The organism is Bacillus jepli (assembly GCF_047238305.1).
Lineage (GTDB): Bacteria > Bacillota > Bacilli > Bacillales > Bacillaceae_L > Ferdinandcohnia.
The window spans coordinates 797,192-823,024 of the sequence record NZ_JBDFMO010000001.1 but is presented as its reverse complement, the minus strand read 5'-3'; the positions used below and the strand labels follow the sequence as shown (position 1 = coordinate 823,024).

25 protein-coding genes, 2 riboswitches and 2 other annotated features (1 of these 29 running past the window's edge) are annotated in these 25,833 nt (G+C 39.3%); of the genes, 16 read left to right on the top strand and 9 right to left on the bottom strand.

The window, feature by feature from the left end; translation table 11 throughout:
* Positions 1–90: 90 nt before the first annotated feature.
* Positions 91–168, bottom strand: a riboswitch (ZMP/ZTP riboswitch).
* 133 nt (positions 169–301) lie between these two features.
* The 4 genes from ABC371_RS04175 to ABC371_RS04160 are packed head-to-tail and all read right to left on the bottom strand — an operon-like array spanning position 302 to position 4,097.
* On the bottom strand, positions 302–1,507 hold the full coding sequence (locus ABC371_RS04175) for a M20 family metallopeptidase (protein ID WP_412895698.1): 1,206 nt from the start codon (positions 1,505–1,507) through the stop codon (positions 302–304).
* A 60-nt stretch (positions 1,508–1,567) separates the two neighbouring features.
* Positions 1,568–2,407 (bottom strand): MetQ/NlpA family ABC transporter substrate-binding protein, encoded by an 840-nt coding sequence (locus ABC371_RS04170; RefSeq protein WP_412895697.1) that lies wholly within the window; start codon positions 2,405–2,407, stop codon positions 1,568–1,570.
* Between the two features lie 18 nt (positions 2,408–2,425).
* Entirely contained in the window at positions 2,426–3,076 is a 651-nt protein-coding gene (locus ABC371_RS04165; protein WP_412895696.1) for a methionine ABC transporter permease, read from the bottom strand.
* Positions 3,066–4,097 (bottom strand): methionine ABC transporter ATP-binding protein, encoded by a 1,032-nt coding sequence (locus ABC371_RS04160; RefSeq protein WP_412895695.1) that lies wholly within the window; start codon positions 4,095–4,097, stop codon positions 3,066–3,068. The genes ABC371_RS04165 and ABC371_RS04160 overlap by 11 nt, the downstream gene beginning before the upstream one ends.
* A 152-nt stretch (positions 4,098–4,249) precedes the next feature.
* Positions 4,250–4,346: riboswitch (SAM riboswitch) on the bottom strand.
* Positions 4,347–4,754: 408 nt separating this feature from the next.
* Here ABC371_RS04160 and proC point away from each other — a divergent pair.
* The 3 genes from proC (at position 4,755) to ABC371_RS04145 (ending at position 8,076) form a co-directional block, all read left to right on the top strand.
* Entirely contained in the window at positions 4,755–5,609 is an 855-nt protein-coding gene (gene proC, locus ABC371_RS04155) for a pyrroline-5-carboxylate reductase (RefSeq protein WP_412895694.1), read from the top strand.
* Positions 5,610–5,678: 69 nt separating this feature from the next.
* Positions 5,679–6,800, top strand: a complete 1,122-nt coding sequence (gene proB, locus ABC371_RS04150) for a glutamate 5-kinase (protein ID WP_412895693.1) — start codon at positions 5,679–5,681, stop codon at positions 6,798–6,800.
* 13 nt (positions 6,801–6,813) lie between these two features.
* Positions 6,814–8,076, top strand: a complete 1,263-nt coding sequence (locus ABC371_RS04145) for a glutamate-5-semialdehyde dehydrogenase (RefSeq protein WP_412895692.1) — start codon at positions 6,814–6,816, stop codon at positions 8,074–8,076.
* 93 nt (positions 8,077–8,169) lie between these two features.
* On the opposite strand, the gene ABC371_RS04140 is transcribed toward ABC371_RS04145, so the two are convergent.
* Positions 8,170–9,003 carry a TetR/AcrR family transcriptional regulator gene (locus ABC371_RS04140; RefSeq protein ID WP_412895691.1) on the bottom strand — a complete coding sequence of 278 codons (834 nt, stop codon included), beginning with the start codon at positions 9,001–9,003 and terminating at the stop codon, positions 8,170–8,172.
* A gap of 98 nt (positions 9,004–9,101) precedes the next feature.
* On the opposite strand from ABC371_RS04140, the gene ABC371_RS04135 reads away from it, so the two are divergent.
* The 10 genes from ABC371_RS04135 to ABC371_RS04090 all read left to right on the top strand — a co-directional run bounded on the left by ABC371_RS04135 (position 9,102) and on the right by ABC371_RS04090 (position 20,080).
* Positions 9,102–12,185, top strand: coding sequence for an efflux RND transporter permease subunit (locus tag ABC371_RS04135; protein ID WP_412895690.1), 3,084 nt, complete (start codon positions 9,102–9,104; stop codon positions 12,183–12,185).
* 119 nt (positions 12,186–12,304) lie between these two features.
* The gene (locus ABC371_RS04130) at positions 12,305–13,072 is read left to right on the top strand and encodes a MerR family transcriptional regulator (RefSeq protein ID WP_412895689.1); all 768 of its coding nucleotides are present in this window, start codon (positions 12,305–12,307) and stop codon (positions 13,070–13,072) included.
* 215 nt (positions 13,073–13,287) lie between these two features.
* Positions 13,288–13,524: a ferredoxin family protein gene (locus tag ABC371_RS04125; RefSeq protein WP_412895688.1), complete on the top strand. Its 237-nt coding sequence runs from the start codon at positions 13,288–13,290 to the stop codon at positions 13,522–13,524.
* A gap of 226 nt (positions 13,525–13,750) precedes the next feature.
* The gene (locus ABC371_RS04120; protein ID WP_412895687.1) at positions 13,751–14,602 is read left to right on the top strand and encodes a 2OG-Fe(II) oxygenase; all 852 of its coding nucleotides are present in this window, start codon (positions 13,751–13,753) and stop codon (positions 14,600–14,602) included.
* Positions 14,603–14,749: 147 nt separating this feature from the next.
* The gene (locus tag ABC371_RS04115; protein WP_412899274.1) at positions 14,750–15,205 is read left to right on the top strand and encodes a flavin reductase family protein; all 456 of its coding nucleotides are present in this window, start codon (positions 14,750–14,752) and stop codon (positions 15,203–15,205) included.
* 84 nt (positions 15,206–15,289) lie between these two features.
* Entirely contained in the window at positions 15,290–15,772 is a 483-nt protein-coding gene (locus tag ABC371_RS04110; protein ID WP_412899273.1) for a DUF1189 family protein, read from the top strand.
* 103 nt (positions 15,773–15,875) lie between these two features.
* On the top strand, positions 15,876–16,163 hold the full coding sequence (locus tag ABC371_RS04105; RefSeq protein WP_412895686.1) for a DNA-binding protein: 288 nt from the start codon (positions 15,876–15,878) through the stop codon (positions 16,161–16,163).
* 77 nt (positions 16,164–16,240) lie between these two features.
* Entirely contained in the window at positions 16,241–17,098 is an 858-nt protein-coding gene (locus ABC371_RS04100; protein ID WP_412895685.1) for an MBL fold metallo-hydrolase, read from the top strand.
* A 213-nt stretch (positions 17,099–17,311) separates the two neighbouring features.
* A complete protein-coding gene (gene cls, locus ABC371_RS04095; RefSeq protein WP_412895684.1) occupies positions 17,312–18,766 on the top strand; it encodes a cardiolipin synthase in 1,455 nt (484 codons plus the stop codon).
* 117 nt (positions 18,767–18,883) lie between these two features.
* Positions 18,884–19,155, top strand: a binding site (T-box leader).
* Between the two features lie 79 nt (positions 19,156–19,234).
* Positions 19,235–20,080, top strand: a complete 846-nt coding sequence (locus ABC371_RS04090) for an SAM hydrolase/SAM-dependent halogenase family protein (RefSeq protein WP_412895683.1) — start codon at positions 19,235–19,237, stop codon at positions 20,078–20,080.
* A 42-nt stretch (positions 20,081–20,122) separates the two neighbouring features.
* Here the strand turns inward: ABC371_RS04090 and ABC371_RS04085 are convergent, their stop codons facing one another.
* Both ABC371_RS04085 and ABC371_RS04080 read right to left on the bottom strand, forming a co-directional pair.
* The gene (locus ABC371_RS04085) at positions 20,123–20,290 is read right to left on the bottom strand and encodes a hypothetical protein (protein ID WP_165439152.1); all 168 of its coding nucleotides are present in this window, start codon (positions 20,288–20,290) and stop codon (positions 20,123–20,125) included.
* A gap of 146 nt (positions 20,291–20,436) precedes the next feature.
* Complete coding sequence (locus ABC371_RS04080) at positions 20,437–21,186, bottom strand: metallophosphoesterase family protein (protein WP_412895682.1); 750 nt, start codon at positions 21,184–21,186, stop codon at positions 20,437–20,439.
* 148 nt (positions 21,187–21,334) lie between these two features.
* Between ABC371_RS04080 and ABC371_RS04075 the strand changes: the two genes are divergently transcribed.
* Positions 21,335–22,222 carry a polysaccharide deacetylase family protein gene (locus ABC371_RS04075; RefSeq protein WP_412895681.1) on the top strand — a complete coding sequence of 296 codons (888 nt, stop codon included), beginning with the start codon at positions 21,335–21,337 and terminating at the stop codon, positions 22,220–22,222.
* 48 nt (positions 22,223–22,270) lie between these two features.
* On the opposite strand, the gene liaG is transcribed toward ABC371_RS04075, so the two are convergent.
* Together liaG and ABC371_RS04065 are read right to left on the bottom strand one after the other, a co-directional pair.
* The gene (gene liaG, locus ABC371_RS04070) at positions 22,271–23,125 is read right to left on the bottom strand and encodes a LiaG family protein (RefSeq protein WP_412895680.1); all 855 of its coding nucleotides are present in this window, start codon (positions 23,123–23,125) and stop codon (positions 22,271–22,273) included.
* A 154-nt stretch (positions 23,126–23,279) separates the two neighbouring features.
* The gene (locus tag ABC371_RS04065) at positions 23,280–23,597 is read right to left on the bottom strand and encodes a winged helix-turn-helix transcriptional regulator (RefSeq protein WP_412895679.1); all 318 of its coding nucleotides are present in this window, start codon (positions 23,595–23,597) and stop codon (positions 23,280–23,282) included.
* A 132-nt stretch (positions 23,598–23,729) separates the two neighbouring features.
* On the opposite strand from ABC371_RS04065, the gene ABC371_RS04060 reads away from it, so the two are divergent.
* Positions 23,730–24,581 carry a VOC family protein gene (locus ABC371_RS04060; RefSeq protein ID WP_412895678.1) on the top strand — a complete coding sequence of 284 codons (852 nt, stop codon included), beginning with the start codon at positions 23,730–23,732 and terminating at the stop codon, positions 24,579–24,581.
* Positions 24,582–25,212: 631 nt separating this feature from the next.
* Entirely contained in the window at positions 25,213–25,635 is a 423-nt protein-coding gene (locus ABC371_RS04055) for a GreA/GreB family elongation factor (protein WP_412895677.1), read from the top strand.
* 107 nt (positions 25,636–25,742) lie between these two features.
* Positions 25,743–25,833: a binding site (T-box leader), on the top strand (it continues 129 nt past the right edge of the window).

The window sequence follows — 25,833 nt, the reverse complement described above, 5'->3', positions numbered from 1 at the left end:
TATACAAATTAATGAGGTCTGGATCTGTTTACGGATGGTAAAAATTACAACTTCCCATGGATAACAGAAAGAGGCAAGGGGGCTTTCCCTTACCTCTGCCCAGGCGAACGGCTCCGATACTATATGCTCCCTCGCGGTTTTCCGCGTGCGCCAGTCACATATATCCTTTTTGATTTGTTAGTATGATACCAAGTTTTTTGATATATTTCAAGTTTTAATTAATTTAAATTTTGAGACGATGAACCTGTCCAATTTACCCACAAAAAAATCTCCTCAAGAAAAATTCCTAAGGAGATTTTGCTTACTTCGCTTCTTCTGCTGCTTTTCTTTGTTGGAATTCGTCTTTGATTTCTTCAAGCAGTTGTGGTTCTATAATCAGGCGTAATGCGGTGAGGCCAAGTGCTTTCGCGCCAGTGATTAATGCGTGATCGCCTCGTTCAGATGCTGCAGCCTCTCTAAATGGCACGGTATGAGGGACAAGGTTATCTGCTCCAATTTTAATATATGGATGAATGGTCGGCACGACTTGGCTGATGTTGCCGGCATCTGTGGAACCAATTCCTTCTCTTTCGTCCGCTACGTATTCTCCCAACTCTTCAATGACTTCTTTGAATACGACGTTGAACGCATCGTTTAACAACAAATTATCGACTTCATTCTGAAAGGCAATGACATTGAGCTTTGCACCTGTTGCTAGAGCTGCGCCTTCAGCAATTGCTTTTACTCGCTGGGTAACTTCGTTTAGCCCCGATCTTGTAGCCGCTCGGATAAAGAATCGAGCCTTCGCATAATCAGGAACGATGTTTGGCGCGTCACCGCCATGTGTGATGATGCCGTGAATGCGGACATCGTCTGTGACATGCTGGCGAAGAGCATTGATACCGTTGAATAGCTGAATGACTGCATCCAAGGCATTAATTCCTTTATGAGGAGCGGCAGCCGCGTGAGCTGATTTTCCGATGAATTCAAAATCAAGCGGGTCAACAGCTAGGGAAGGAGAGGTAAGACTCGTTTTTCCTTGAGGGTGGATCATCATAGCTGCATCGATTCCCTCAACCAATCCGTGTTTAACAAAGCTTCCTTTTGCACTTCCGTTTGGACCACCTTCTTCAGCAGGCGTTCCAAAAACAACTGCCTCGCCGCCAGTCTCCGTAAGTATCTTGCTTAATCCAACCGCCGCAGCGACACTCAATGTTCCAATGATATTATGTCCGCAAGCATGACCTAAACCAGGAAGAGCGTCATATTCAGCTAAAAAGGCAATGGATGGACCCGGCTTTTCTGATTTGAAACGGGCAACAAAGGCGGTTTCGTGACCGGCTACACCTTTTTCAACAGAAAATCCTTCGTCTTCAAGAATCTTCGTTAATTGTTCAGAGGCGAAAAATTCCTCATTGCCAATCTCTGGGTTTGCATGGATATTGTGACTTGTTTCAATATAGCGTTCTTTATTCGTATCAATATTTGCAGTGATTGCTTCTGTTAAATGAGTGATTACCTGGGTCATGAGTATTTCCTCCTTTATTATGTAAAAGAGGGAAACTAAGTTTCCCTCTAGGTTTGGTAGTTACCAGCCAATATTCTCAAGTGGAACAAAGGTTGGGATTAGTGTACCGCCATGTTCTTTGTTAATAAAATCAGCTGTATCTTCCTCTTGGAAAAGTTCAGCAATTCGATTTAAGGTCTTGTCGTCTTTATCTTCCTTGTTTACCGCAATAATGTTGAGATAGTCAATCGCTGTTTCACTTTCATGGAAAATAGAGTCTTCAATTGGATTTAACCCAGCATCTCTTGCAAATCCGTTATTGATAATACCTGCATCTACATCAGGTAGAGCTCTTGGAATTTGGGCAGGAGCTGTTGGAATTAATTCAATATTTTTAGGGTTTTCAACAACTGCTTCTTCGATTGAACCTAGACCATCATAATTATCAACTAGTTTAAGTAACCCAGCTTCTTGTAGTAATAAAAGGGCTCTTCCTTGGTTAGATACATCATTTGGTAAAGCGATTTTCGCACCGTCTTTGATCTCTTTTACATCCTTCAATTTTTCAGAGTAAATAGCCATTGGGGCAAGATAAGTTGTTGCAATTGGCACAAGGTCTAGATTATGTTCTTCAATAAATTGGTCAAAGTAAGCAACCGTCTGGAATGAGTTCGCGTCTATTTCGTTATCAGCAAGTGCTGTGTTTGGTAGAACATAGTCACTAAATGAGACAAGCTCAATTTCGATACCTTCTTTAGCGGCTTTTTCAGCTACATAATCCCATGTACGTGTGTCAGTACCTGTGATGCCAATTTTAACTTTTTTTGTTTCTGATTCTTTATCGCTAGCGCTGTTGTTAGAGCATGCAGCCGTAAAGATGACTAATGTAAGTAAAAGAATGGATAAGAATAATTTTTTCATGATACGTTTCCTCCTAGATTATCTTCTTCGTATTTTTTTCGATAAGACGTTGCCGAATGATTGTAGACCTTGAACCATCACAATCAGAATGACAACGGTAATGATCATTGTAGTAGTATCAAAGCGTTGGTACCCGTAGGTAATCGCAAGGTCCCCGATTCCTCCACCACCGACAGTACCTGCCATGGCAGATGCACCAATCAGCCCGATTGTCGCAATTGTAAAGTTTACGACTAATGAACTGAGCGCTTCGGGAAGTAAGAATCGAAAAATCGTTTGGAAGGGAGTTGCTCCCATCGCATTAGCTGCTTCAAGCACACCTTCGTCCACTTCAAGTAATGAGCTTTCTACTAATCTGGCAATATATGGTCCGGCATAAAATACGAGCGGAACAATTGCAGCAGCTGTTCCAATTGATGTTCCAACGATCAACCGGGTAACCGGAATGATTGCTACCAGTAAAATAATGAATGGAATGGAACGGAAAATATTAATGATTGCATTTACAACGGTAAAAACCGGCTGATTCTCAAGTATCTGACCTTTGCGGGTTACAAATAGTAGAATGCCGAGTGGCAACCCGAGAATAATTGAAAAGATAAAGGAGAAGGCCACCATTTGTATCGTTTCAATGAGCGCTTCGATGATTTGTTCCGTATTAACTAGCATGGGATGTCACTTCCTTGAAGCTTATTTGTTGTGATTGCATATACGTTAAAGCGCGTTTTACCTCTGCGTCAGGCCCCTGAATTTCCACAATCAAGTTACCGAATGGGATACCTTGAAGCTCTGTGATGCTACCGAACAGCACGTTGATATCGATATCCAACTTCTTTGCGAGTTGTGATAAAAACGGCTTTCCTGTTGATTGACCGACAAAGCTTATTCGGAAGATGTTCAGTGATCCCTGGTTGTTATTAATCATGCTTAAAATGGACTCAGGAATTTGATCGTGCATGACAGTGCTGACAAAGTTTTGGGCGGTTTGTGTCTTAGGTGCGGAAAAGACATCAAAGACAGTTCCTTCTTCAATCACTTGTCCTGCTTCCATGACAGCTACACGATCACAAATTTCACGAATCACAGACATTTCATGAGTAATCATTAAGATCGTAATGTTGTATTCTTGATTGATTTTTTTCAACAATTGCAGGATGGAGCTTGTTGTCTGCGGATCGAGCGCAGAGGTAGCTTCATCGCAAAGAAGAATCGAAGGCTGTGTTGCTAATGCTCTAGCAATTCCAACTCGTTGCTTTTGCCCTCCAGAAAGTTGGTCGGGATAAACATCAGCCTTATCACCTAAGCCGACGAAATCAAGCAGTTCTATAACACGTTTTTTAATTTGTTCCTTTGGTGTTTTGCTTAAAATAAGTGGCATTGCGACATTCGCGTATACTGTTTTTGAATTTAAAAGGTTAAAGTGTTGGAATACCATCCCAATATTTTTCTTTACTTCGCGAATTTGCTTTTCGGAAAGAGTTGTTAGGTCGTGACCGTCAACAATGACCTTTCCTGAGGTAGGACGTTCAAGGAAATTCACACAGCGAATTAATGAACTTTTGCCGGCACCGCTGAATCCGACCACCCCGTAGATTTCTCCTTTGTTAATTTTTAAATTGACGTTATTTAAAGCGTGCACTTTCTTTCCGCCGCTGTCATATACCTTAATCAGATCTTGAAACTCTATCATTTTTGATCTCCTTTCGTTTGTCCCTTAAAAAAGTTTCCTCAACATTTCCGAATAGCAAATTATTATTCTTAAAATCAGAAAATATTATTTTATGAAAATATAAAAAGCCCTCTTCAGACAGAAGAGGGCAGAAAGTCAATTCCAGTATCCTCTTCTTATCTCTCAAGTAACTTGCTGGAATTGGCACGGTACGAATTGTCCGCTGCCGAGGCTTCAAAGGGCCAGTCCCTCCACCTCTCTTGATAAGAAGTATTTTTAATATAAATCACACTATACATCCGTAGAATATAATTGTCAATATATTTGATATCTTTTTGTTATTTTTTAATATGAAAAAATATATACTGGAATAATTTTGATATTTTTAGATGAGGCAATTTAGTTAAATCAGATAATCCTATATACCAAAAGAACCATTTCTAATTACCGCGAATGGGGACATTCGAACCCGTACACTCTTGTCCATTCTTCAAATATTATCCTAAGCGACGGTTTGAGCGCGTATCAGATGGTTAGATGTGATTAGCTTTTCGTGGTAGCGTTTACACTAACTAATTGAATCATATGCATATGACTTTCCGGGAATCCCTTGTTTATGATTTTAAAGATGTTACGATAGGTACTATGTTTTAAAATTTACCACAAGGGAGACATTTGATGTTACATGAAAAAACGATTGCTTTTATAGGGGCAGGATCCATGGCAGAAGCAATGATTTCAGGAATTGTCGCAGCTGGAAAAGTCCCAACTAAACAGATTTTTGTAACCAACAGAACAAATACGGAAAGACTACAACAGTTAGAAGCTATTTATAACATTAATGGGATAGCAAGCCAAGATCTAGCCCTAAAAAATATCGATATTATTGTCCTCGCAATGAAACCTAAAGATGCAGAAACTGCATTACAGTCCATCAAAGATTCACTTCAACCAAACCAACTTGTTTTATCCGTGTTAGCGGGTATTACTACAACCTATATGGAGCAATATCTACCAGTGGGGCAACAGGTGATCCGGGTAATGCCGAATACATCTAGCATGATTGGAGAGTCTACAACGGCTATATCAGCCGGTTCTTATACGACAAATGAAAATATGATTCTAGCAGAAGAATTACTCAAATCCATTGGTGAAGTGTATGAAATTCCCGAAGAGCAAATGGATGTTTTTACAGGAGTAGCAGGCAGTGGGCCAGCCTATATTTATTACCTTATGGAACATATGGAAGCAACCGCAAAAAAGTTAGGCTTACAAGAAAACCTATCAAGGGATATTATTGCGCAAATGATTGTTGGCGCAGCCAAAATGGTCCAGCAACAGGGTGAAACGCCATCAACATTACGGGAAAATGTAACTTCACCGAACGGAACGACTGCCGCTGGTTTAGCAGCATTAGAAAAGAATGGCGGTGGCAAGGCGATTTCACAAGCTATTAAACATGCAGCAAAGCGTTCACATGAGATAAGTTCGCAGCTTGAGGGCAAGACTGCCAAAAAGGTTCAGGCTGTTTAACATTATAATTTTACCGGCGATAAACGCTTCGTCCGGCAATCAAAACAAAAAAAGATAAGGATTGATCGGATGTCCATAGAAAAGAGAGTCGTTATCAAAATAGGAAGTAGCTCATTAACAAGCCGTCATGGAGAAATTAGTAAGAGAAAGCTAGAAAAAATAGCGAATGAAATAGCTCAGCTAAAAGATGCAGGGCATGAGGTTGTCCTTGTTTCATCAGGGGCAGTTGCTGCGGGGTATCGAAAACTCGGCTGTCTTAAGCGCCCTGATTCATTGCCGGAAAAACAGGCAGCAGCTTCGATTGGTCAGGGGCTATTAATCGAAACCTATTCCCATCTTTTTTTATCACATGGATATGTGGCATCACAGATTTTGATTTTAAGAAGCGATTTTTTAGATGAGTCACGTTACCAAAACGTTCATAACACCTTAAATGTTTTATTAGAAAGAGGAATAATTCCAATCGTCAATGAAAATGACACGCTTTCAACTGAGCGTTTGAACTTTGGCGATAATGACACGTTGGCGGCTAAGGTTGCTGGATTAGTAGATGCCGACCAGCTAGTGATTTTATCTGACATAGATGGTTTGTATGATAAAAACCCGACAACAAATGAGGATGCAAAACTAATTGAGCGCGTACCTGAAATTACCGCTGACATCGAAAATGCTGCAGGTGGGTCCGGGAGTTCGGTTGGTACAGGAGGCATGAAGTCAAAAATTGAAGCCGTTAAGATTGCAATGGCATCGGGCATTTCTACCTTTTTAGGAAATGCAAACAAGGAGAATATCATTATGGATGCAGTAGGAGAAACAGCAACCGGTACGTATTTTACTTGTAAAGGGTCCGTGAGCACACTTAATCAAAAGAAAAAGTGGATTGCTTTTCACTCAGGTGCTAAAGGTGAAATTATTCTAAATCCTTATGCGACAGATCGAATGGTGAAAAAGAGAAAAAGCTTGCGTCTTAAAGAAATTAAACAGGTCGATGGTAGGTTTGATAAAGGTGCTGTTGTCCGTGTAATGGATCCCGATGATGAAGAAATAGCACGTGGGGTTGTGAAGGTTTCTTCTGCTGATTTGAGAAGGATGCTGGAGGCCCAAAAAGATCAATCAACTGATTATACTGTCATCATGGAGATGGGAGATTTTGTTTGTCATATTGACGCCCCAATAACGGTCGGGGTATAAAAGGAGGAATTTCGTGACGTTAGTTAAAGAAAATGTCGATATTGTATCACAAGCACGTTTAGCAAAAAAAGCTTCAAAAAAAGTAGGTATTTTATCAACAGAGGATAAAAATAGAGCTTTATATATTTTAGCCGAACATTTGGAAGCGGGATATGAGTCCATTTTAGAAGCGAATAAAGTGGACCTTCAAAAAGGCAAAGAAGCTGGTTACACACCAGCTTTTATGGACCGACTAACTTTAACGAAGGAACGTATCTTTGATTTTGCGGAGGGGCTTCGTCAGGTTGCTGGTCTAGAGGATCCCACAGACCAAGTCATCTCAGACTGGACTTTGGAAAATGGCTTACAAGTGAAAAAGGTAACTGTGCCATTGGGTGTCATTGGGATGATTTATGAGGCACGTCCGAATGTAACGGTTGATGCTACTGGACTTGCGTTGAAATCAGGGAATGCCATTATTTTAAAAGGTGGCTCATCTGCCATTTACACAAATAAAGCCATTGTTGACGTTATTCAAAATGCGCTTGAACACACGAAAATACCAAAAGAAGCTGTTCAATTTATTGCAAGTTCAGACAGAGAAGCGACTCAGCCATTATTTACGATGAAAAAATACATTGACGTGCTTATTCCCCGTGGCGGCGCTTCTTTAATTCAAACGGTTGTGAAACAAGCAACAGTCCCTGTACTTGAAACAGGCGTTGGGAACTGTCATGTGTATTTCGATTCCGAAGCGGACGTAAATAAGGCATTACCAATTCTTGTGAACGCAAAAACGGATCGACCAGCGGTTTGTAATGCTGCAGAAACAGTCCTTATACAGAAGGATTGGTTGCTAGAGCATAAGGATGCGCTTGTGAAGACATTACAGGAACATTCAATCACGGTACATGGGGATGAACAGACACTTTCGGTTATCCCAAATGCAGTCCTTGCAGGGGAAGAAGATTGGGCAAATGAATACTTAAGCCTACACATCGCAATGAAGATAGTAGATCATGTACATGAAGCAATTGAGCATATTGAACAGTACGGAACTAAACACTCGGAAGCGATCATCACAGAAAATCAAGAAACCGCAGATTTGTTCATGAAGCTTGTCGATGCATCATCCCTCTACCATAACGCTTCTACAAGGTTTACAGACGGTGGCGCCCTTGGATTTGGCACGGAGATTGGCATTTCTACTCAAAAACTTCATGCGCGCGGACCCATGGGGTTACAAGCCCTAACAACAGTAAAATTCTTAATGACCGGAAATGGCCAAATACGATAACAAAAAACACGGCAGAACTGTAAGAGGTCTGCCGTGCTTTTTTTGGGACGAAGGGACAGGTCCGTTGTCCCAGCGTGGATCTTGATCTGTCCCTTAAAGATTAAAATATCTATCTAATGAGTAGGCGATCCACTTGCAATGTGGATGGTTACGGATATTTTCCAGGAGTCCTTTAATAATAGCAGGGTTAAACGTTTGTTTTTGAATCTGTTCTTGTAAAAGCAGTAATGATTCCTTCTCAATGGAACCCTCCAATTCTTTTACCTTCTCGTCTACCATTGAAACCATTTGTTCCTTTGTTACATCCCCCTGTAGTTGAAAGGTCGACAAGTCCATATGCTCTTTTTGTAAGAACGGAAGGGTCATTCCTTTTGCCAAGAGATCTGTTTTTTCCACAAGGGACCTACAAAGGGCTTCCACATCTAGTGGAAAACCTTGATGCAAAAAAAGCTCAGAATACATTCGCATAAAGCCTTTAATGCAAAAGAGTAAATCATATTTCGTATGCTCTACTTTTTCGCCATAGACGCGGTCAATCATCAAAAGAATCGTGGAATTAATAAGCTTGTCATAGTTGTGCATTTTTAGAATAAGCTGTTCGTTTAGAGACTGCGTGTATTCCTTCATTAGGATATTGGCAAAGTCCGTATGCTGTCCGAATGATTGAAAGCTCACATAATAAAAATCAAAAAGAAGATTTTCTTCATTTTTTTTATTTCTGACTAGATGGTCAATGTCAGCGAGAATTTCTTCCATAAATTGATCGATTAAGGCAATAATTAATTCATCCTTGGATTTAAAAGAAAGATAAAATGCACCTTTTGAAATTCCGCATTGATCCGTTATTTGTTGAACGGAAGTTGCTTCAAAACCTTGCTTTGCGAACAGTTCTAGCGCTTTTTCCATGATTAGTTGCTTTTTTACCATTATTTGTTTCGCTCCCACTGTATTTCATTGACAAATGACTGAATGGTCATTATTATAAATAAATGGGTTAAACAAGTCAATCTAGGGTAGGTGTAAGTGTGAGAGGTATAGCCAATTTTGTACTAAAAAACAAACTAGCGGTATGGTTATTAACAATTATTATAACGGTATCTGGAATCTACTCAGGTACACAAATGAAGACAGAAACGATTCCAGATATATCAATTCCGTTCCTAATGGTCATGGATGTGTATCCTGGAGCAACTCCTGAACAGGTAATGGAAGATGTTTCGATGCCGATTGAAAAAGCGGTCGAAGGACTAGATGGAGTAAAATCTGTCTATTCGAATTCCTATTCAAACATGGCCAATATTCAAGTTGAATATGACTATGGTGAGGATATGGAAGAGGCTAAACGTGCCTTGCAGTCTGCGTTAGACGCAGTAAGTTTACCTGAAAGTGCACAAGAGCCTGTTATTACAGCGATTAGCATGAACATGATGCCAGTCGTGGCACTTAGCGTAAGTAGTACAACTGAAGATATTGTGGAATTAACATCAACAGTAGAAGATGTTTTGCTTCCGAAAATTGAAAAACTTGATGGGGTTGGTTCCGCAACAATCACAGGTCAGCATATTGAGGAAGTACAACTTACCTATAATAAAGAGAAAATGGCTAAGTTCGACTTAACAGAAGATACAGCTAAGCAAATGATTCAAGCTAGTGATATGGCTGTATCATTAGGTTTGTTTGAGTTTGAAGAAGGTGAACAAGCTGTTGCGATTGACGGAAAGTTCATGACAGCCGATGAATTAAAGGAAATGGTAATTCCTGTTACACCGTCTGAAGATAATCCTGTACCATTTGTGAAGCTTGGTGATATCGCAACAATCGAAGAGGTTGGTCGCGTTCAATCTGTTTCTCGTACGAATGGAAAAGACGCGATTGCGATCCAAATTGTCAAAGAGCAACAAGCAAACACAGTGGATGTTGTAAATGAAGTCAAAGACCTAATTAAAGATGAGCAGGAAAGAATTGAAGGTCTTACTATAGATGTATCACTCGACCAAGGTGAGCCAATTGAACAATCTGTTTCAACGATGGTCGAAAAGGCACTCTTTGGTGGCTTGATTGCGGTATTAATCATTTTACTTTTCTTACGTAATTTTAGATCAACGATTATTTCGATTGTATCGATCCCAGTCTCCATTTTTATGGCATTATTGCTGTTAAAATGGATGGATATTACATTAAACTTAATGACGTTAGGAGCGGTTACCGTTGCGATCGGACGGGTAATTGATGACTCCATTGTAGTTGTTGAAAACATTTATCGACGACTCCATTTAAAAGAAGAGAAATTAAATGGACGCGCATTAATTCGCGAAGCAACAATTGAAATGTTCAAACCAATCCTTTCCTCAACATTAGTTACGGTTGCTGTATTTGCACCACTAGTGTTTGTAGGTGGAATGGTTGGAGAATTGTTCATGCCATTCGCATTAACAATGACCTTTGCTTTAGGTGCTTCCTTACTAGTGGCCATCACCATTGTTCCTGCTTTATCACATACCTTGTTTAAAAAGCAGCTTTATATGGAAAAAACAGAAGCGAAACATAAGGAAGCAGGTAAGCTTGCGAACGGGTACAAAGGCATTTTAAATTGGTCACTGAACCATAAAATTATTGTGTCTGTGATTTCGATCTTACTATTATTCGGAAGTTTAGCATTAACACCTTTAATCGGTTTTAGTTTTATGGGTAGTGAAGAAGAAAAGGTTATGTATTTAACCTACACACCAGGAACTGGTGAGTTAAAGGATGAAACGCTTGAAAATGTGGCGGCCGTTGAAGATGAGTTATTAAAACGCGAAGATATTGATATTCTTCAAGTTTCTGTAACGGAAAGTGGAGATCCGACGGCTGCGATGATGGGAGGCGGCGGTGATGGTGCACTTATGTACCTCATCTTTGACCCGGAAATGAAGAACTTCCCTGAAGTCCGTGAAGAAATTGAAGAGTATGTGTTCAATATTGGCCAATCCGGTGAGTGGAAGAGCCAAAACTTCTCTTCCATGTCCATGAATTCAAATGAAGTTAGCTATACATTATATAGTGAAGATTTAAATAAACTTTATGATGCAGTTGATATGGTTGAAGGTGTCATGAAGGAAGCAGACGGCTTGGAGGATGTTTCTTCAAGTGCGGAGGATGCGTACGTAGAGTACACGTTCCATGTTGAGCAAGATAATTTATTACAATATGGCCTAACAACAGGTCAGATTATCATGATGTTAAATCCAGATCGTTCACAAGAGGTACTAACAACTGTTGAAAAAGATGGAAATACGATAGAGGTTGTTGTTCAGCAGGAAAAAGTCGCTGCACCTAAATCAATTGATGACCTTCTTGCAACACAAGTTCCAACGGCAACAGGCACTGCATTACCGCTTTCTGAGTTGGTAGAGGTTAAGGAAGGAACAACCTTAAATACACTTTCACGGAGTAAAGGCGAGTACTATGCTTCTGTTTCAGGAAACATTATCGGCGACGACATTTCAAAGGCAACATCGAAGGTTGGAAAAGAAATTGATGAACTTGACCTTCCTAAAGGTGTAACACTTGGAGTTGCGGGTGTACAAGCGGACATGGTTGAAACATTTACTCAGCTAGGTCTTGCAATGCTTGCAGCGATTGCGATTGTGTACTTTATTCTTGTTGTGACATTTGGTGAGGGAGTTGCCCCATTTGCGATTCTGTTCTCCCTTCCATTTGCGATTATTGGTTCGTTTGTTGGATTATTGATTGCAGGTGAAACCATTTCCGTTTCGGTCATGATGGGTCTCTTAATGTTGATAGGTATCGTCGTAACGAACGCAATCGTTCTAGTCGACCGTATTATCCATATGGAACGTGATGGTATGACGATGCGTGAAGCAGTTCTTGAAGCTGGCTCAACTCGTTTACGTCCTATTCTAATGACAGCAATTGCGACAATCGGTGCGTTAATTCCGTTATTATTTGGCGAAGGCGGCGGTGGCTTAATCTCGAAAGGGCTTGGAATTACCGTTATCGGTGGTCTAGCAAGTTCAACTTTATTAACACTACTAGTCGTTCCAATTGTCTATGAAATTTTATCCAAGATGTTTAAGAAAGACCGCAAAAACATTCAAGAAAACTAATTGTTTACGCCCTACAAGGTTATATCTATCTTGTAGGGTTTTTTTATTTTTTTATAAAAAGAAGTGTTGACCTTAACGTAACGTAAAGGTGTAAAGTAAACATATCAGGGGGTGATGAGATGGAATACACGGTTCAAAAGTTAGCGAAACTAGCGGGAGTAAGCACAAGGACACTTCGATATTATGATGAAATTGAGATTCTTAAGCCGGCAAGAATCAATTCATCAGGATATCGAATCTATGGGCCAGATGAAGTCAATCGTCTGCAGCAAATTCTTTTTTACCGTGAGCTCGGAGTCAATCTAACTGATATTAAGCAAATCATGACAAACCCTGCTTTCGATGAATCCAAAGCACTAGAAGAACATCGAGAGCAGCTCCTTGATAAACGAAAACAAATTGATCAATTAATTGCCAATGTCGAGAAAACCATTGCGCAAAAAGAAGGGAGAATAACGATGTCCGATCAAGAAAAATTTGAAGGTTTTAAAAAGAAAGCCGTTGAAGAGAATGAGAAACAATACGGAAAAGAAATCCGAGAAAAATATGGCGAAGAAACGGTTAAACAATCAAATGAGAAGTTTATGAACATGTCCAAAGCCGATCATGATAAGGCGACCCAACTTTCAGAGGAATTAATGAAGACATTAAGGGAAGCGATGAAGACGGGCGACCCAGCTGGAGAACTTGCCCAGAAAGCCGCAGAAATGCATAAGCAATGGCTCATGTTTTACTGGCCAAGTTATAGTGAAGAAGCGCATGCGGGGTTAGCGCAAATGTATGTGGATGACGAGAGATTCACGGCATATTACGATAAAGAACAGCCAGGAACGGCAACATTCCTAAGAGACGCCATTCATGTGTATACGGGACAAAAGAGTGAATAAGGTTTTTAAGGTAATGATGGGGTGGGATCATAATGGTCTTGCCCTTTTTTAGTGGAGGGATTTGGTTAGGATTAAAGTCGAAGCCTCACATCCAATCTCCATTATCCTCAAACTAAATCCCAATATCCGGAATACATCCCGCCTAAGCAACATAGGGTGTAGTGAATACAGAAGACTTCTAGTCTACTAGAAAGCTTTCAACTAGGGGGGATTGGGTGGCATATGTAATTACGTCTCCATGTGGGGCGGAGAAAGCAGCAGAGTGTGTCGAGGTGTGTCCTGTCGAATGTATAGAGCCTGGGGATGATCAGTATTATATCAATCCCGACATTTGCATTGACTGTGGGGCTTGTGTTTCGGTTTGCCCAGTGGATGCTATTTATCATGAGGACGAAGTACCGGATGATGAACTTGGATTTGCTGACCTCGCAAGAAAGTTTTTTGAAATCTAACTAACCCACATACATAAAGAACACCTAAACTATTTAGTAACTACACCTGTGGTTACTTTTATTTTTTGTCGAAAACGTGGCAATCCAAAATGTTCAATCATTGGAAAAAGTAATTACTACCACAATTTTACTTGAATATATTAAAATGGAATGTAAGGGATTACTTTATATAAAACACGGGCTCGGAACATAGGGCAGGTCCCTCGTTCCAAAAGGGGAGGAAGAAATGGAGAAAGTAAAGCAAATTCCAGGTGCACTTATGGATTGGATTATTAAAACTCTAAACAGTGGCGTGAATCCTGAAGCAATTGTAGATGCAATGATTCGGAAAGGCTATGACCCTAAACTCTCTTATACAACTCTGTTTCGAATTGTCGGAAATAAACCGATTGACACACCAGGTGTACAAGCTCCATACGAATATGAACAGCCCGAAATCGCCAAGAAGGGGAGTATTTTACGCACAAAAGACCGAGAAATAAAGGTCTTATCAAAGGTAGAGAAACCATTTATTTTGCATTTAGATCATTTCTTAAGCGATGAGGAATGTGAACAGTTGATAGAATTGTCAAGAAGCCGCCTTAAGCCGTCAACTGTTATTGACCCGAAGACTGGTGAAGAAAAAGCAGCAACTGGTCGAACAAGTAAAGGAATGTCTTTTTATTTACGAGAAAATGAATTTATTAAAGATATAGAAACGAGAATCTCAGAATTAACGGAGTTCCCTGTTGAAAATGGGGAAGGGCTCCAGGTATTGAATTATGGCATCGGTGAGGAATATAAAAGTCATTTTGATTATTTTCCACCGGGTAAGGTAGACCCCGAAAAAGGAGGTCAACGGGTGGGTACATTCCTTATTTATTTAAGTGATGTACTTGCTGGAGGAGAAACGGTTTTTCCAAAAGCGGGCGTTTCGATTGTTCCGAAGAGAGGCTCTGCTGTGTATTTTCAGTATGGAAACAGTAGAGGTGAGGTAGATCGTCTGTCGTTGCATTCGAGTATGCCTGTATCTGAGGGAGAAAAATGGGTCGCAACGAAATGGATTCGCCAAGGGAATATTTATACGTCTGCCCGTTAGGCAAACGATTAGAATTGTCAAAGTAATCATGATATAGTAATATTAACGATTTTTGTAAGTTGAAAATATAGAATGATAGTAAATAAGTATGTCATCGTGTAGAAAGGTGTGTGAGCTTTGGATAAAGTACAGACTTTTAAAGACGTCATGGGAAATTATCCGACGGGTGTAACAGTTGTGACAACGACTGACGAAAATGGAGTTCCACTTGGGCTTACGGTAAACTCATTTGCCTCTGTTTCATTGGATCCATTATTGATTTTATGGTCAATTGATAAAAGAGTATCCACTTATGATATTTTCACAAAAACAGATAAATTTGCAGTACATGTACTAGCAGGTGACCAAGGGGATATTTGCGCCCTTTTCGCAAGCAAGGGAACAGATCGATTTGCGAACTGTGAATGGGAGATGTCTAATAACAATCTTCCAATCTTGAAAGGGTCATCAGGAGTTTTACACTGTAAAACGTTCAAAACGGTTGAAGCGGGCGACCATACGATTCTAATTGGTGAAGTGGTTGAGATTGAAAACTATAGCAAGCCACCACTACTTTATCACAACCGTAAATTCGGGAATATTCCTGACGAATTTTATAAGTAATATGAATGGATACCTTTCTTCTTACGGAAAGGTATCTTTATGTCCGATTATTTTTAAACGAAACGAGTGCTTTATGTGAAACTCATGTCGACATTTATGGATAGTTTGCGATTGCCAAATAAGGCAGCGATGAAGCGGTTGAATAAGCTGGAAATGAGACATACGATTCTTTTCCTGTTGTTATTATTGTTTATCATCGCACTTCCAATTGAAATCAATTTGCTTTTGGATGACTCTTATAAGGAAAGTGACATTCCACAAAATATATATATCATCCAGGTCCTTTTATTTTATCCATTTTTAATGCTGTTTTTAGGAATCGCGGGGATTTCGGTATTAGCAGGATTAGGAGTAGGAATCAGCAAGCTTACACATCGCCAGTTGAAATTTCAATTTCTATGGAAAATGTGCGCGTTTGTGTTAACAAAGCCAATTATCCTATTTGTGGTAGCTAACATTCTGATTGGCACCCATTGGATTGTCAATACAATTGTATTTATTTTGCTATTTTACACGATACTAAGGATGATTTTTCATTATCCAAAACGTGTAAAAAAACATAACTAAGGGAACCGGTGCGCGCTGGTTCCTTTTCGTTTATGTGAAACTTTTTAAAAGAATCAACGTAATACATAATATAGAGGTTTATTATAATGAAGTGGGTGGAAAAATGGATTTATTTATCGGGATTGGAATTGCCGCTGCCGGTTATTTCATAGGAGACGGCTTGAAAAATTTTAAAAATCCTGAAGCTAAGGGTGTTATGGATAAACTTGATGAAGAGGATTTATATGAGTTAATAAAGGAAAAGGATATCCATTATCATATTGGGGTTTCCAAAGAGGATGCTAAGGCATTAATAAAGGAGCACCCAGAGATTCCCCATATCGTATTAAACGGGAATGTTTATTATCCAAAAAATAAACTAAAGCAGTGGTTGTCAAACTTAGGTGACTAGGGTGTGTGTCTTCTCCATAAATAAATTACTACTTCCGTGAAACACTATCAATATGTAGATCTGTAAGGAGGATTTTAATGGAGAAGGACATGCAATATGGAAGTGACTACAAATATATTCCTGCAACTTCTATTGCTAGTGGAATGGGGCTGCAGGTACTGCCAGATCTTTATTGTCATACCATCCAAATTGTGAATTTTTCGCTGGTCGGCGAGTCGGGAACATCGGATTTTGTAATTGTTGACGCGGGCATGCCAGGTTCTGCAGATGAAATAATTGCAGTATGTGAGGAACGATTTGGTACGGATAGTCGTCCGAAGGCGATTCTGTTAACACATGGCCATTTCGATCACGTGGGGGCAATCGTTGAATTAGTTGAACACTGGGATGTACCTGTTTACGCGCATGAACTTGAAATGCCATTCTTAACAGGGCAACAAAGCTATCCTGAACCAGACCCGACGGTAGAAGGTGGAATGGTTGCAAAGATGTCGCCGATGTTTCCGAATGAGCCCATACAGCTAGGGGATCATGTGGAAAAATTACCTGCAGATGGAACAGTACCACATTTGTCCGATTTCCGTTGGATCCATACACCGGGACATGCACCTGGGCATGTATCCTTTTTCCGTGAAAAAGATCGTGCCCTTATTGTTGGAGATGCATTTGTGACTGTGAAACAGGAGTTTTTGTACAAGGTGATTACGCAAAATCAGGAAATTAGTGGTCCACCAAGGTACTTAACAACAGATTGGCAAGCTGCAAAAAGGTCCGTTGAAACCTTGGCGGCGCTTAAACCGAGTGTTGCCATCACGGGACATGGTTTACCAATGACAGGTGCTTTCTTGGAAGAATCCTTAGGTAGATTAGTAAGGGACTTTGATCAGATAGCGATTCCGGACTATGGAAGGTATGTTGATAAAAACATTCATTAGTGTATGGAACCTGGCTGAAGAAAAAGCCAGGTTTCTTGCTCTCTAATAAAAAACTCAGAATGGAAATAAATACGATAGAAAGACAATAAAATTTCAAAGAGCGGATATGAAAAACATAGAAGCATATGAAAGCGCCATATAGCTAATTGTTTTATAAACATTCTGAAATATAGTATATTGGAGTGTAGAATGAAACGGTGAGAGAGGAGAAATATGGTAAATATAACATCGGTATTATTAGGATTGGTTATGGTCTTAAACATTGTATTTGCCGTGGTTGTCATCTTTCGCGAAAGAAGAGATGCGAGTTCGACCTGGGCGTGGTTATTAGTCCTTTTTTTCATTCCTGTAGCTGGCTTTCTTTTATATTTAATTCTGGGAAGAAATTTAACCCGTGACCATCTATTTCAATGGGATGATTTAAAAAAGAGCGGGATAGAAGATGTACTTGAGAAGCAAAAAGAATTATTACGAACCCAAAAGTTCCTATTTAACAACCCGATTACACAAGATAATCAAGACCTTATTTATATGAACCTTGTCAATGCGAATGCCTTGTTTACGAAAAATAATGCAGTAGAAGTATTTACTGATGGGCAAGAGAAATATCGCCGTTTATTCGAAGATATTGAAGCTGCAAAAGAATCGATTCATTTGCAATATTATATTATTAAAAATGATAATCTAGGCCGAAAATTAATGGAGCATTTAACGAGGAAGGTAAAAGAAGGTGTAACAGTCCGTGTCCTTTATGATGAGCTAGGTTCTAGGACATTGACAAAAAGGTTTTTTAAAGAATTTCGTGAAGCTGGCGGGCTGGTCGAGGTATTTTTTCCTTCGAAACTACGTTTTATCAATTTGCGGATGAACTTCCGAAATCATCGAAAATTGGTCATTATTGATGGAAAGGTAGGATATGTCGGTGGATTTAATGTAGGGGATGAGTACCTTGGGTTAAATACGAGGTTTGGATATTGGCGAGATACTCATTTGCGCATAAGGGGAACCGCTGTTGATACGATGCAGGTTCGCTTCATTTTGGACTGGAACCAAGCATCTCGTGATTTTGATATCATGTATGATCCAGAGTTATTTCCAATTGAGAATGTCAGACTTGGTAATGTTGGGATTCAGATTGTGACAAGTGGTCCTGATACGGACTTTGAGCAGATTAAAAATGCTTATATCAAAATGCTCTACTCAGCTAAAAAGTCGATTTATATGCAGACACCTTATTTTATACCTGATAAAAGCTTATTGGATGCGATACGTGTAGCTTGTCTTTCAGGGGTAGAAGTGAATATCATGATTCCGGATAAACCTGACCACCCATTCGTTTACTGGGCAACCCTATCACATATTGGGGAACTGCTACCTGTTGGAGCAAATGTTTATATTTATAGTAATGGCTTTATTCATTCAAAAACACTTGTGGTCGATGAGGAGATTTCTTCGGTCGGTACAGCGAATATCGATGTGAGGAGCTTCCGACTTAATTTTGAAGTGAATGCCTTTTTATATGATGAGAATATATCAAAAGAGTTAACAGCCATTTTTAAAGAGGATATCAAACGTTCTAAGCTATTAACATTTGAAGAATACGAAAAAAGAGGCGGGAACATCAAGTTCAAAGAATCGATTTCAAGACTGTTATCCCCGATTTTATAGTTGACAGCCGGATATTTTACAGGCATTAAGGGAAATATAACACGATTAAAATTTAAAAAATCCCAATTGCAATATAAGATGAACCTGGTTATAATAACTAGTTAATAATAACCTTACGTAAAGACGATGAAGAGAAAAAGTAGGATTTAGCTATTTTACACAGAGAGCTTCGGTAGCTGAAAAGAAGCAAAAATACGAATCTGAACAATGGCCTCTGAGTTTCGTGCTGAAAGTGACAACTGTTATGAGTAGGTTCCGACGAGATTTGGTACTCGTTATCAATACCACAGTATACAGGCTAAGTATTGACCTGCGTACTTGCAGAGACTGTTTGTGTGAGCAAGCAGTGAATTAAGGTGGTACCACGTGAATTCAACCACGTCCTTATCGTATTTGATAATGACGTGGTTTTTTTATACCTAAAAACGGGTTTGCCCGTAAAATTACAGACAAAATGGAGGAATTATTGTGACGAAAAATCATCTAGTAGTACAATCTGATTTTGGTTTAAGTGATGGTGCAGTAAGTGCAATGTATGGGGTAGCAATCTCAGTGGACCCAACACTTCGAATTTTTGACCTAACTCACGACATTCCAAAATTTAATATATGGGAAGGGTCTTACCGATTATATCAGACAATTTCCTACTGGCCAGAAGGCACTGTTTTTGTTTCGGTTGTTGACCCGGGTGTCGGTTCCGACAGGCGCAGTATTGTGGTAAAGACCGAAACAAATCAATACATTGTAACACCGGACAATGGTACGGTTACGCATATTCTGAAAAAACTAGGTATTAAAGAGGTGAGGATTATAGATGAAAGCATTAATCGTTTACCGTTTTCAGGAGAGTCCTATACATTCCATGGAAGAGATGTCTATGCCTATACGGGAGCAAGGCTTGCATCCGGTGTGATTACTTACGAAGAGGTTGGACCCCTTGTTCCCGTTGAGTCATTAGTCCAATTACCCATTTCTGAAGCGATCATTGATAATGAGACGGTGTTTGGAAATATTGATATTTTAGATGTTCGTTTCGGTAATCTTTGGACTAATATCGACCGAACACTTTTTAATCAGCTCGGAAATGAGTATGGTGATGGCATCGAAGTGACGATTGATTATGATGGAAGTAATGTATATAAGAGTACGATGAGATATGGACGTTCCTTTGCTGATTGTGGGATTGGCGAACCAATTTTGTATATAAACTCATTAGATAAAATTGCGATTGCCCTTAATCAGGAGTCCATAGCTGAAAAATATAAGATTGGAACAGGAATAGAATGGAAAATAAAAATACGGAAAATCCGATGAAATAAAAAACACCGTTCAAATTCCGGACGGTGTTTTCACTTCTTAGGTTAATGGTTTATTTTGTTTTAAAAGATTTGAAGCGGGAAGTGTAATGATTTTACCTCCGATTTGCACATGGATGGAATCATTAAATATTGCTTTTACGATTCCCTTTAACTGTACAGTTGAATTAACCGTGATCTCTTTTTTTGGTTCATTATTGGCAGTCATGGCAATTCTCCTCTCAGGATTTTAGTTATAGAGGCTCAAATAAAAAACATTATATACTGATTTTATGAAAATTATACGTGTGGAAAAATCATTTATTTTATTATTTTACATTGATTCTTCTATCTTGTGCAAGTTTCAAGAACTAGTTATTTTCCCTGGTTTGGAGCACCACGGTAAACGGCTTCACGAAGCTCCGCTGCATATTTGTCAAAATAGGGTAGCCCCATGTTGGCTGCAATCATTAATTCTTTTTCGACATCATATGGAAGGCGAACAATTTCGATTGAGAATGGTGCAACTTCTTTTGATTGGTACACACCATGTAAAATGGCAAAGGTTGCTTGTGTTGTATCAAGTGGGTTGCCGACACTTCCGACATTTAAAAGGGTCTGCTCTGTATCCATTGGTTCAATTAAGGCAGCGTGAATATCTCCGAATCCGATGATGTCAGGTGTTCTGTCTTCTAAAGGTGAAATCCATTCAGAGTGTTCAAACATGGCTCTTTTTTCATCATCAGAATGAATCATGGGGACAACACGGTGGTGGACACTTTTTGCTGAGGCGTGGTATAGCCGAATGTATTTACCACTCATATAAAAATCATAATGAAAGGGAAGTGTTCCTATGTATGAAAGGCGTTCATTTCCAAGTTGATTTCGATGCCACGTGATACCCTCATCAGGATGTTCATTCTGAATAAAGTCATCCCAATTCCCCAAAAGCACAACCTCACATACCTCTTGTATCCGGTCAACCACTAAAGCTGAATTTGGTCCTTTTCCAACAAGGTCGCCAAGACAAAGAATCGTCTCGATCCCACGTGCTTTAATATGTTCTAGTACAGTTTCAAGTGCAGTCATATTTCCGTGAATATCGGAAATGAGCGCAATACTCATCAAAAGGACCCCCTAGTTATAGTGTATAATAATAATAAAATAGATTGAAAATTTTGTCAGTACATTTTTTATCAATTAATAGTATTAATTAATCTTTCCATAAATATGTTCTATGTTGTGTTTAGAATGAAGGAGGGGGGGCGCTTTTATGGTCCAAAAGGTGATTATATTTTTTATCATTTGCTCGATAAGTTTGTTAACTTCTTGTGAGTCAAAGGAAGTGAAGGAAGTGGGGGGAGTAGCCCAAGGGAACCACAATATAGAGCCGAAGGGAAATACCATTCCTGAGGCTAGATTTCCTGCAGATACTTCATGGAAAAATGAATACCTTCTTGAAATAAAGGGGGAATCTCCATTTCTAGAAAAAAAGACTGTAGCGTCTATGCAAAAATGGCGGGACGAGATCATTGAATTCTCAAAAACTCAGGATCATCTATTTATCAATGGTCCCAATAAAAAACAGGTAGCCTTAACCTTTGATGATGGACCCGATAGTACGGTGACTTCAGCGGTGATTGGAGTTTTGGACCAATATGGGGTAAAGGGGAATTTTTTCTTTTTGGGAAGCGAAGCAGAGAAGCATCCAGAGGTTGTAAAAGAAGCCTATGAAAAAGGCCATCTCGTGCTAAGTCATAGCCACAATCATATCCAACTAGATCAGTTGGGAGAAGCAGAAATACAGAACGAAATGGAGCGGGCGGGAAATGTGATTGAATCAATCATTGGCAAAGAGCCTGCATTTATAAGGACACCTTATGGGGCAACGAATGAATTAGTTGCTGGCGTGGCAAAAGAAAATAAGTATTCCTTTATTCTTTGGTCGATTGATTCACTCGATTGGGCACAAAAAAGTCCAGATGTGATTTATTCAAATGTTGAAGCTAACATACGTAATGGCGATATCATCCTCATGCATACGGATTCCGACGAATACGATACATACGAAGCATTGCCAGGTATCATTGAAGTATTGCAGGAGCGGGGCTATGAAATCGTGGATTTAGAAACGATGTTAGGAATTCCAGCATATCAGTGATAATAGGAATAAACAGCAAAAGCGCCCGAGTTTCGAGCGCTTTTTTCATTACCTAATAGTTGCTTTTCCGCTATTTACTTCAATAGTTACTTCATGGGTACCCGCACCGTGTTTTCCTTCAATATTTCCTTTATCTCGTGTTGAATCAACTAAAGCGAAATCATTGGAAATGTAACCACTATTTGATTCACCTTTTAGTGTAAAGTCGGCATCATCAGGGAGGTCGATATCAAGTAGACCTGATTTTACGCTTGCATCAATTGAATCTGTGAGCTTTGCAATTGTTGTTTTTAACCGACCTGAGGAGACGTCTGCTTCTAGTTTTCCTGTATAATCGTCCACTGTCACATTACCAGAGTGAACCTCAATTTCTCCGTTTTTGGTAGTAAGCTTCTCGATTCTAGAGTTTCCAGATGCTACATTATGTGTAAAGGTTTTAGCTGAAAGGTTTTGCAATCTCATATTTCCGGAATGGACATCTGCAGAAAGCTCGTTAAACTCCATTGAAGCGCCATCAAACTCTAAATGCCCCGAACCAACTTTAAGTGCTAGATCTTGGTCATAATCTTCTGGGATATACACCGTTAGTTTCGATTTATTAAAGAAGGGGAACCATCCAAGGTTGAAAAATCCACGTTCATAAGTGACCTCTATTGTGTCGCCACTTTTAGACACATGTGCTTTGCCTTTTCCGTTCAATTCAACTTCCACGTCATCACGGTTTTCAGGAATGACAGTGGTGCTAATCGATGTTATATCAATATCAATCTCATCAATTTTGTCGGTAACGACAACGGAGTCTCCAGATTTCCCGCCAAAAGGAAGTCCAGGAATGCGGTATAGATTTGTGATTAATAGATAAGCCCCAATAAGAACGAAAAATATAATTAATATTTTCTTCATTTTTTTAACCTGCCTTTATTTTTTATTCTATCCCTATCATAAATGGTGAGTGGTGTTCATGTAACGCACTACCGATATATTTCCAAATAAGACCTGAGGCTTATGAAAGAAAAAAGCAGATTGCATTCAACACAATCTGCTTAAACTTGATGATTTATGAATCTATTTTTACCCAGTCCTGCGACCATTTCTGGATTTCATCCATTAAAGGTTTAAGGGCCATCCCTTTTTCCGTTAAGGAGTATTCGATACGTACAGGGGTTTCCGGGTATACATGACGTTTAACAATACCTTGACTTTCTAGGTCTTTAAGTCTTTCTGAAAGAACTCTTCCACTGATTCCAATTGAAGATTCAATCGTGCAAAAACGTTGTGGACCGGAGAGAAGTTGGAAGATGACAAGTCCTGTCCACCTTTGCCCAATTAAACTCATAGCTTTTTCGAATTTAGGACAAATTACATTTGTATCCATATTTCCATCACCCCTATGAATATATTATAGCTCATTGTAACAAATAATAAACTTACTTGACATAATTAAATTATAAAAATATAATTACTTACATAAAGTAAGTGACTAATTAAATTTAGGAGGCACGTGAAAATGAAATATCAACGCCCACCATATACATTTGTTGGCCTTGTAGAACTAAAGGTAACTGATCTACAACGTTCATTAACATTTTATCAAAATATCATTGGATTTAAAGTATTAAAACAGTCCGAAAGAAAGGTATTATTAACAGCGGATGGCAAGACGCCATTGTTATCCATTGAACAGCTTGAAAACATTACTCCAAAAGAGCCGCGCCGAACAGGGCTTTACCATTTTGCATTGCTTTTACCAACACGTGAGGACTTAGGAAAAGTATTATATCACTTGGTCCAAAATAATGTACGAATTGGCGCATCTGACCACGCGGTAAGTGAAGCTCTCTATTTAGATGATCCAGATGGAAATGGCATTGAAATTTACAGAGACCGTCCTGATACAGAATGGGATTGGATTAATGGCGAAGTGAAAATGGTAACAGAACCAATGGACGGCCAAGGTGTACTTGCTGCGGCAAATGGTGAAAAATGGACTGGACTTCCAGAAGAAACCGTAATGGGACATATTCACATGCATGTATCTGAGTTGGCAAAAACCGAGGAATACTATACAAAAGGACTTGGTTTTGATGTTGTTTGCCGTTATGGTGGCATGGCATTATTCATCTCAACAGGTGGCTACCATCACCACATTGGACTTAACACATGGAATGGCGTAGGAGCACCTGCACCATCTGAAAATAGTGCTGGCATTAAGTTGTTCACGCTTGTATTACCAAACGAAGATGCCTTACAAACAACCGTCGGAAACTTAAAGCAAATCGGCGCATATGTTCAAGAAGAGGATGGAGTCGTGGTTACAAAGGATCCTTCTGACAATAAAATTAGACTTGTTGTTGCATAGGTAATATTGAATTTGGCAGCTATCTTTGGTAGCTGCTTTTTTATACGGTAAATGATATACCGTGGCAAACAAGATTACCGGTATATCGCCTAACCTTAAAAAGATAAATGATATACCGCAAACAGGATAATCGGTATATCGCTCTACCGTAAAACGATAAGTGGTATACCGCAAAAGGGATTACCGGTATATCACCTAACCGTAAAACGATAAATGGTATACCGCAAAAGGGATAATCGGTATATCGCTCAATCGTAAAACGATAAATGATATACCGCAAACACGATTATCGGTATATCGCTCAGCCGCAAAACGATAACTGGTATACCGCAAAAGGGATTATCGGTATATCGCCTAACCGCAAAACGATAAATGGTATACCGCAAACGGGATAATCGGTATATCGCTCAGCCAAAAAACAATACATGATATACCGCAAATCAAATCGGCAGTTTACGAGATAGCTAGATTTTGCTGGTATAACTATGATATAATTGGAAATGTATGGTAGGCCTTTCTCGATTTGAGGGAGGTCTACATTTTTATATTCAAAAATGGGAAGGGGAAATAAAAATGAAGGTTACATTGAATTTTTGCAAGGTGTTTGATCCTAGCAAGGAGGATATCTACTATGAGCCATAAAAATTACTTTAAGGAGCAGCTCCAATTTATCGATACAAATTTTCAGGAATTAAAAAGTCTTTATTTATCCTCCACACCGCTTAAAGAAAGGAATGAGAGCTTTTTAAGTTCATATATTCATGAACTCAAGAGGTATTTGAATCATGAAGGGGCTGGACCAATACCTAAGGTTTTTATCGGTACAAAGGTGACTGTCATGTTTGATGGTGATGACGATACCGAGGATTATTATATATGTATGCCAAAGCAATCTGACCCCGATGTAGGATGTATTTCCTTTTTATCACCAGTTGGAAGACAATTGTTGCTGCGAAAAGTGGATGATAACGTATTACTGAATACACCAGCAGGCAGTCTTCCAGTTACAATAAAGAGCATAACATTTGCCGAAAATTTAATTTTACAGCGATAATTATTAAAGCGCTTACAATCCGCTTCTGTTTTTATGTCGAAAAAAGGAAGTGGATTTTTACTTGTTAATTCTGGAACGATTCGATACAATAGCCAATATAAATATATAATTAAGTGATGATAGGAATCAGTAGCAGCTTATCTCCCTGTAGCAGAGAGCCGGTGGTTGGTGAAAACCGGAACAAAGATAAATGCGAAT

Coding starts and splice junctions, on each gene's coding strand:
- ABC371_RS04175 (WP_412895698.1), bottom strand. CDS start 1,507: ATGACCCAGGTAATCACTCATTTAACAGAAGCAATCACTGCAAATATT.
- ABC371_RS04170 (WP_412895697.1), bottom strand. CDS start 2,407: ATGAAAAAATTATTCTTATCCATTCTTTTACTTACATTAGTCATCTTT.
- ABC371_RS04165 (WP_412895696.1), bottom strand. CDS start 3,076: ATGCTAGTTAATACGGAACAAATCATCGAAGCGCTCATTGAAACGATA.
- ABC371_RS04160 (WP_412895695.1), bottom strand. CDS start 4,097: ATGATAGAGTTTCAAGATCTGATTAAGGTATATGACAGCGGCGGAAAG.
- proC (WP_412895694.1), top strand. CDS start 4,755: ATGTTACATGAAAAAACGATTGCTTTTATAGGGGCAGGATCCATGGCA.
- proB (WP_412895693.1), top strand. CDS start 5,679: ATGTCCATAGAAAAGAGAGTCGTTATCAAAATAGGAAGTAGCTCATTA.
- ABC371_RS04140 (WP_412895691.1), bottom strand. CDS start 9,003: ATGGTAAAAAAGCAACTAATCATGGAAAAAGCGCTAGAACTGTTCGCA.
- ABC371_RS04130 (WP_412895689.1), top strand. CDS start 12,305: ATGGAATACACGGTTCAAAAGTTAGCGAAACTAGCGGGAGTAAGCACA.
- ABC371_RS04120 (WP_412895687.1), top strand. CDS start 13,751: ATGGAGAAAGTAAAGCAAATTCCAGGTGCACTTATGGATTGGATTATT.
- ABC371_RS04115 (WP_412899274.1), top strand. CDS start 14,750: ATGGGAAATTATCCGACGGGTGTAACAGTTGTGACAACGACTGACGAA.
- ABC371_RS04110 (WP_412899273.1), top strand. CDS start 15,290: ATGTCGACATTTATGGATAGTTTGCGATTGCCAAATAAGGCAGCGATG.
- ABC371_RS04105 (WP_412895686.1), top strand. CDS start 15,876: ATGGATTTATTTATCGGGATTGGAATTGCCGCTGCCGGTTATTTCATA.
- ABC371_RS04100 (WP_412895685.1), top strand. CDS start 16,241: ATGGAGAAGGACATGCAATATGGAAGTGACTACAAATATATTCCTGCA.
- cls (WP_412895684.1), top strand. CDS start 17,312: ATGGTAAATATAACATCGGTATTATTAGGATTGGTTATGGTCTTAAAC.
- ABC371_RS04085 (WP_165439152.1), bottom strand. CDS start 20,290: ATGACTGCCAATAATGAACCAAAAAAAGAGATCACGGTTAATTCAACT.
- ABC371_RS04080 (WP_412895682.1), bottom strand. CDS start 21,186: ATGAGTATTGCGCTCATTTCCGATATTCACGGAAATATGACTGCACTT.
- ABC371_RS04075 (WP_412895681.1), top strand. CDS start 21,335: ATGGTCCAAAAGGTGATTATATTTTTTATCATTTGCTCGATAAGTTTG.
- liaG (WP_412895680.1), bottom strand. CDS start 23,125: ATGAAGAAAATATTAATTATATTTTTCGTTCTTATTGGGGCTTATCTA.
- ABC371_RS04065 (WP_412895679.1), bottom strand. CDS start 23,597: ATGGATACAAATGTAATTTGTCCTAAATTCGAAAAAGCTATGAGTTTA.
- ABC371_RS04060 (WP_412895678.1), top strand. CDS start 23,730: ATGAAATATCAACGCCCACCATATACATTTGTTGGCCTTGTAGAACTA.
- ABC371_RS04055 (WP_412895677.1), top strand. CDS start 25,213: ATGAGCCATAAAAATTACTTTAAGGAGCAGCTCCAATTTATCGATACA.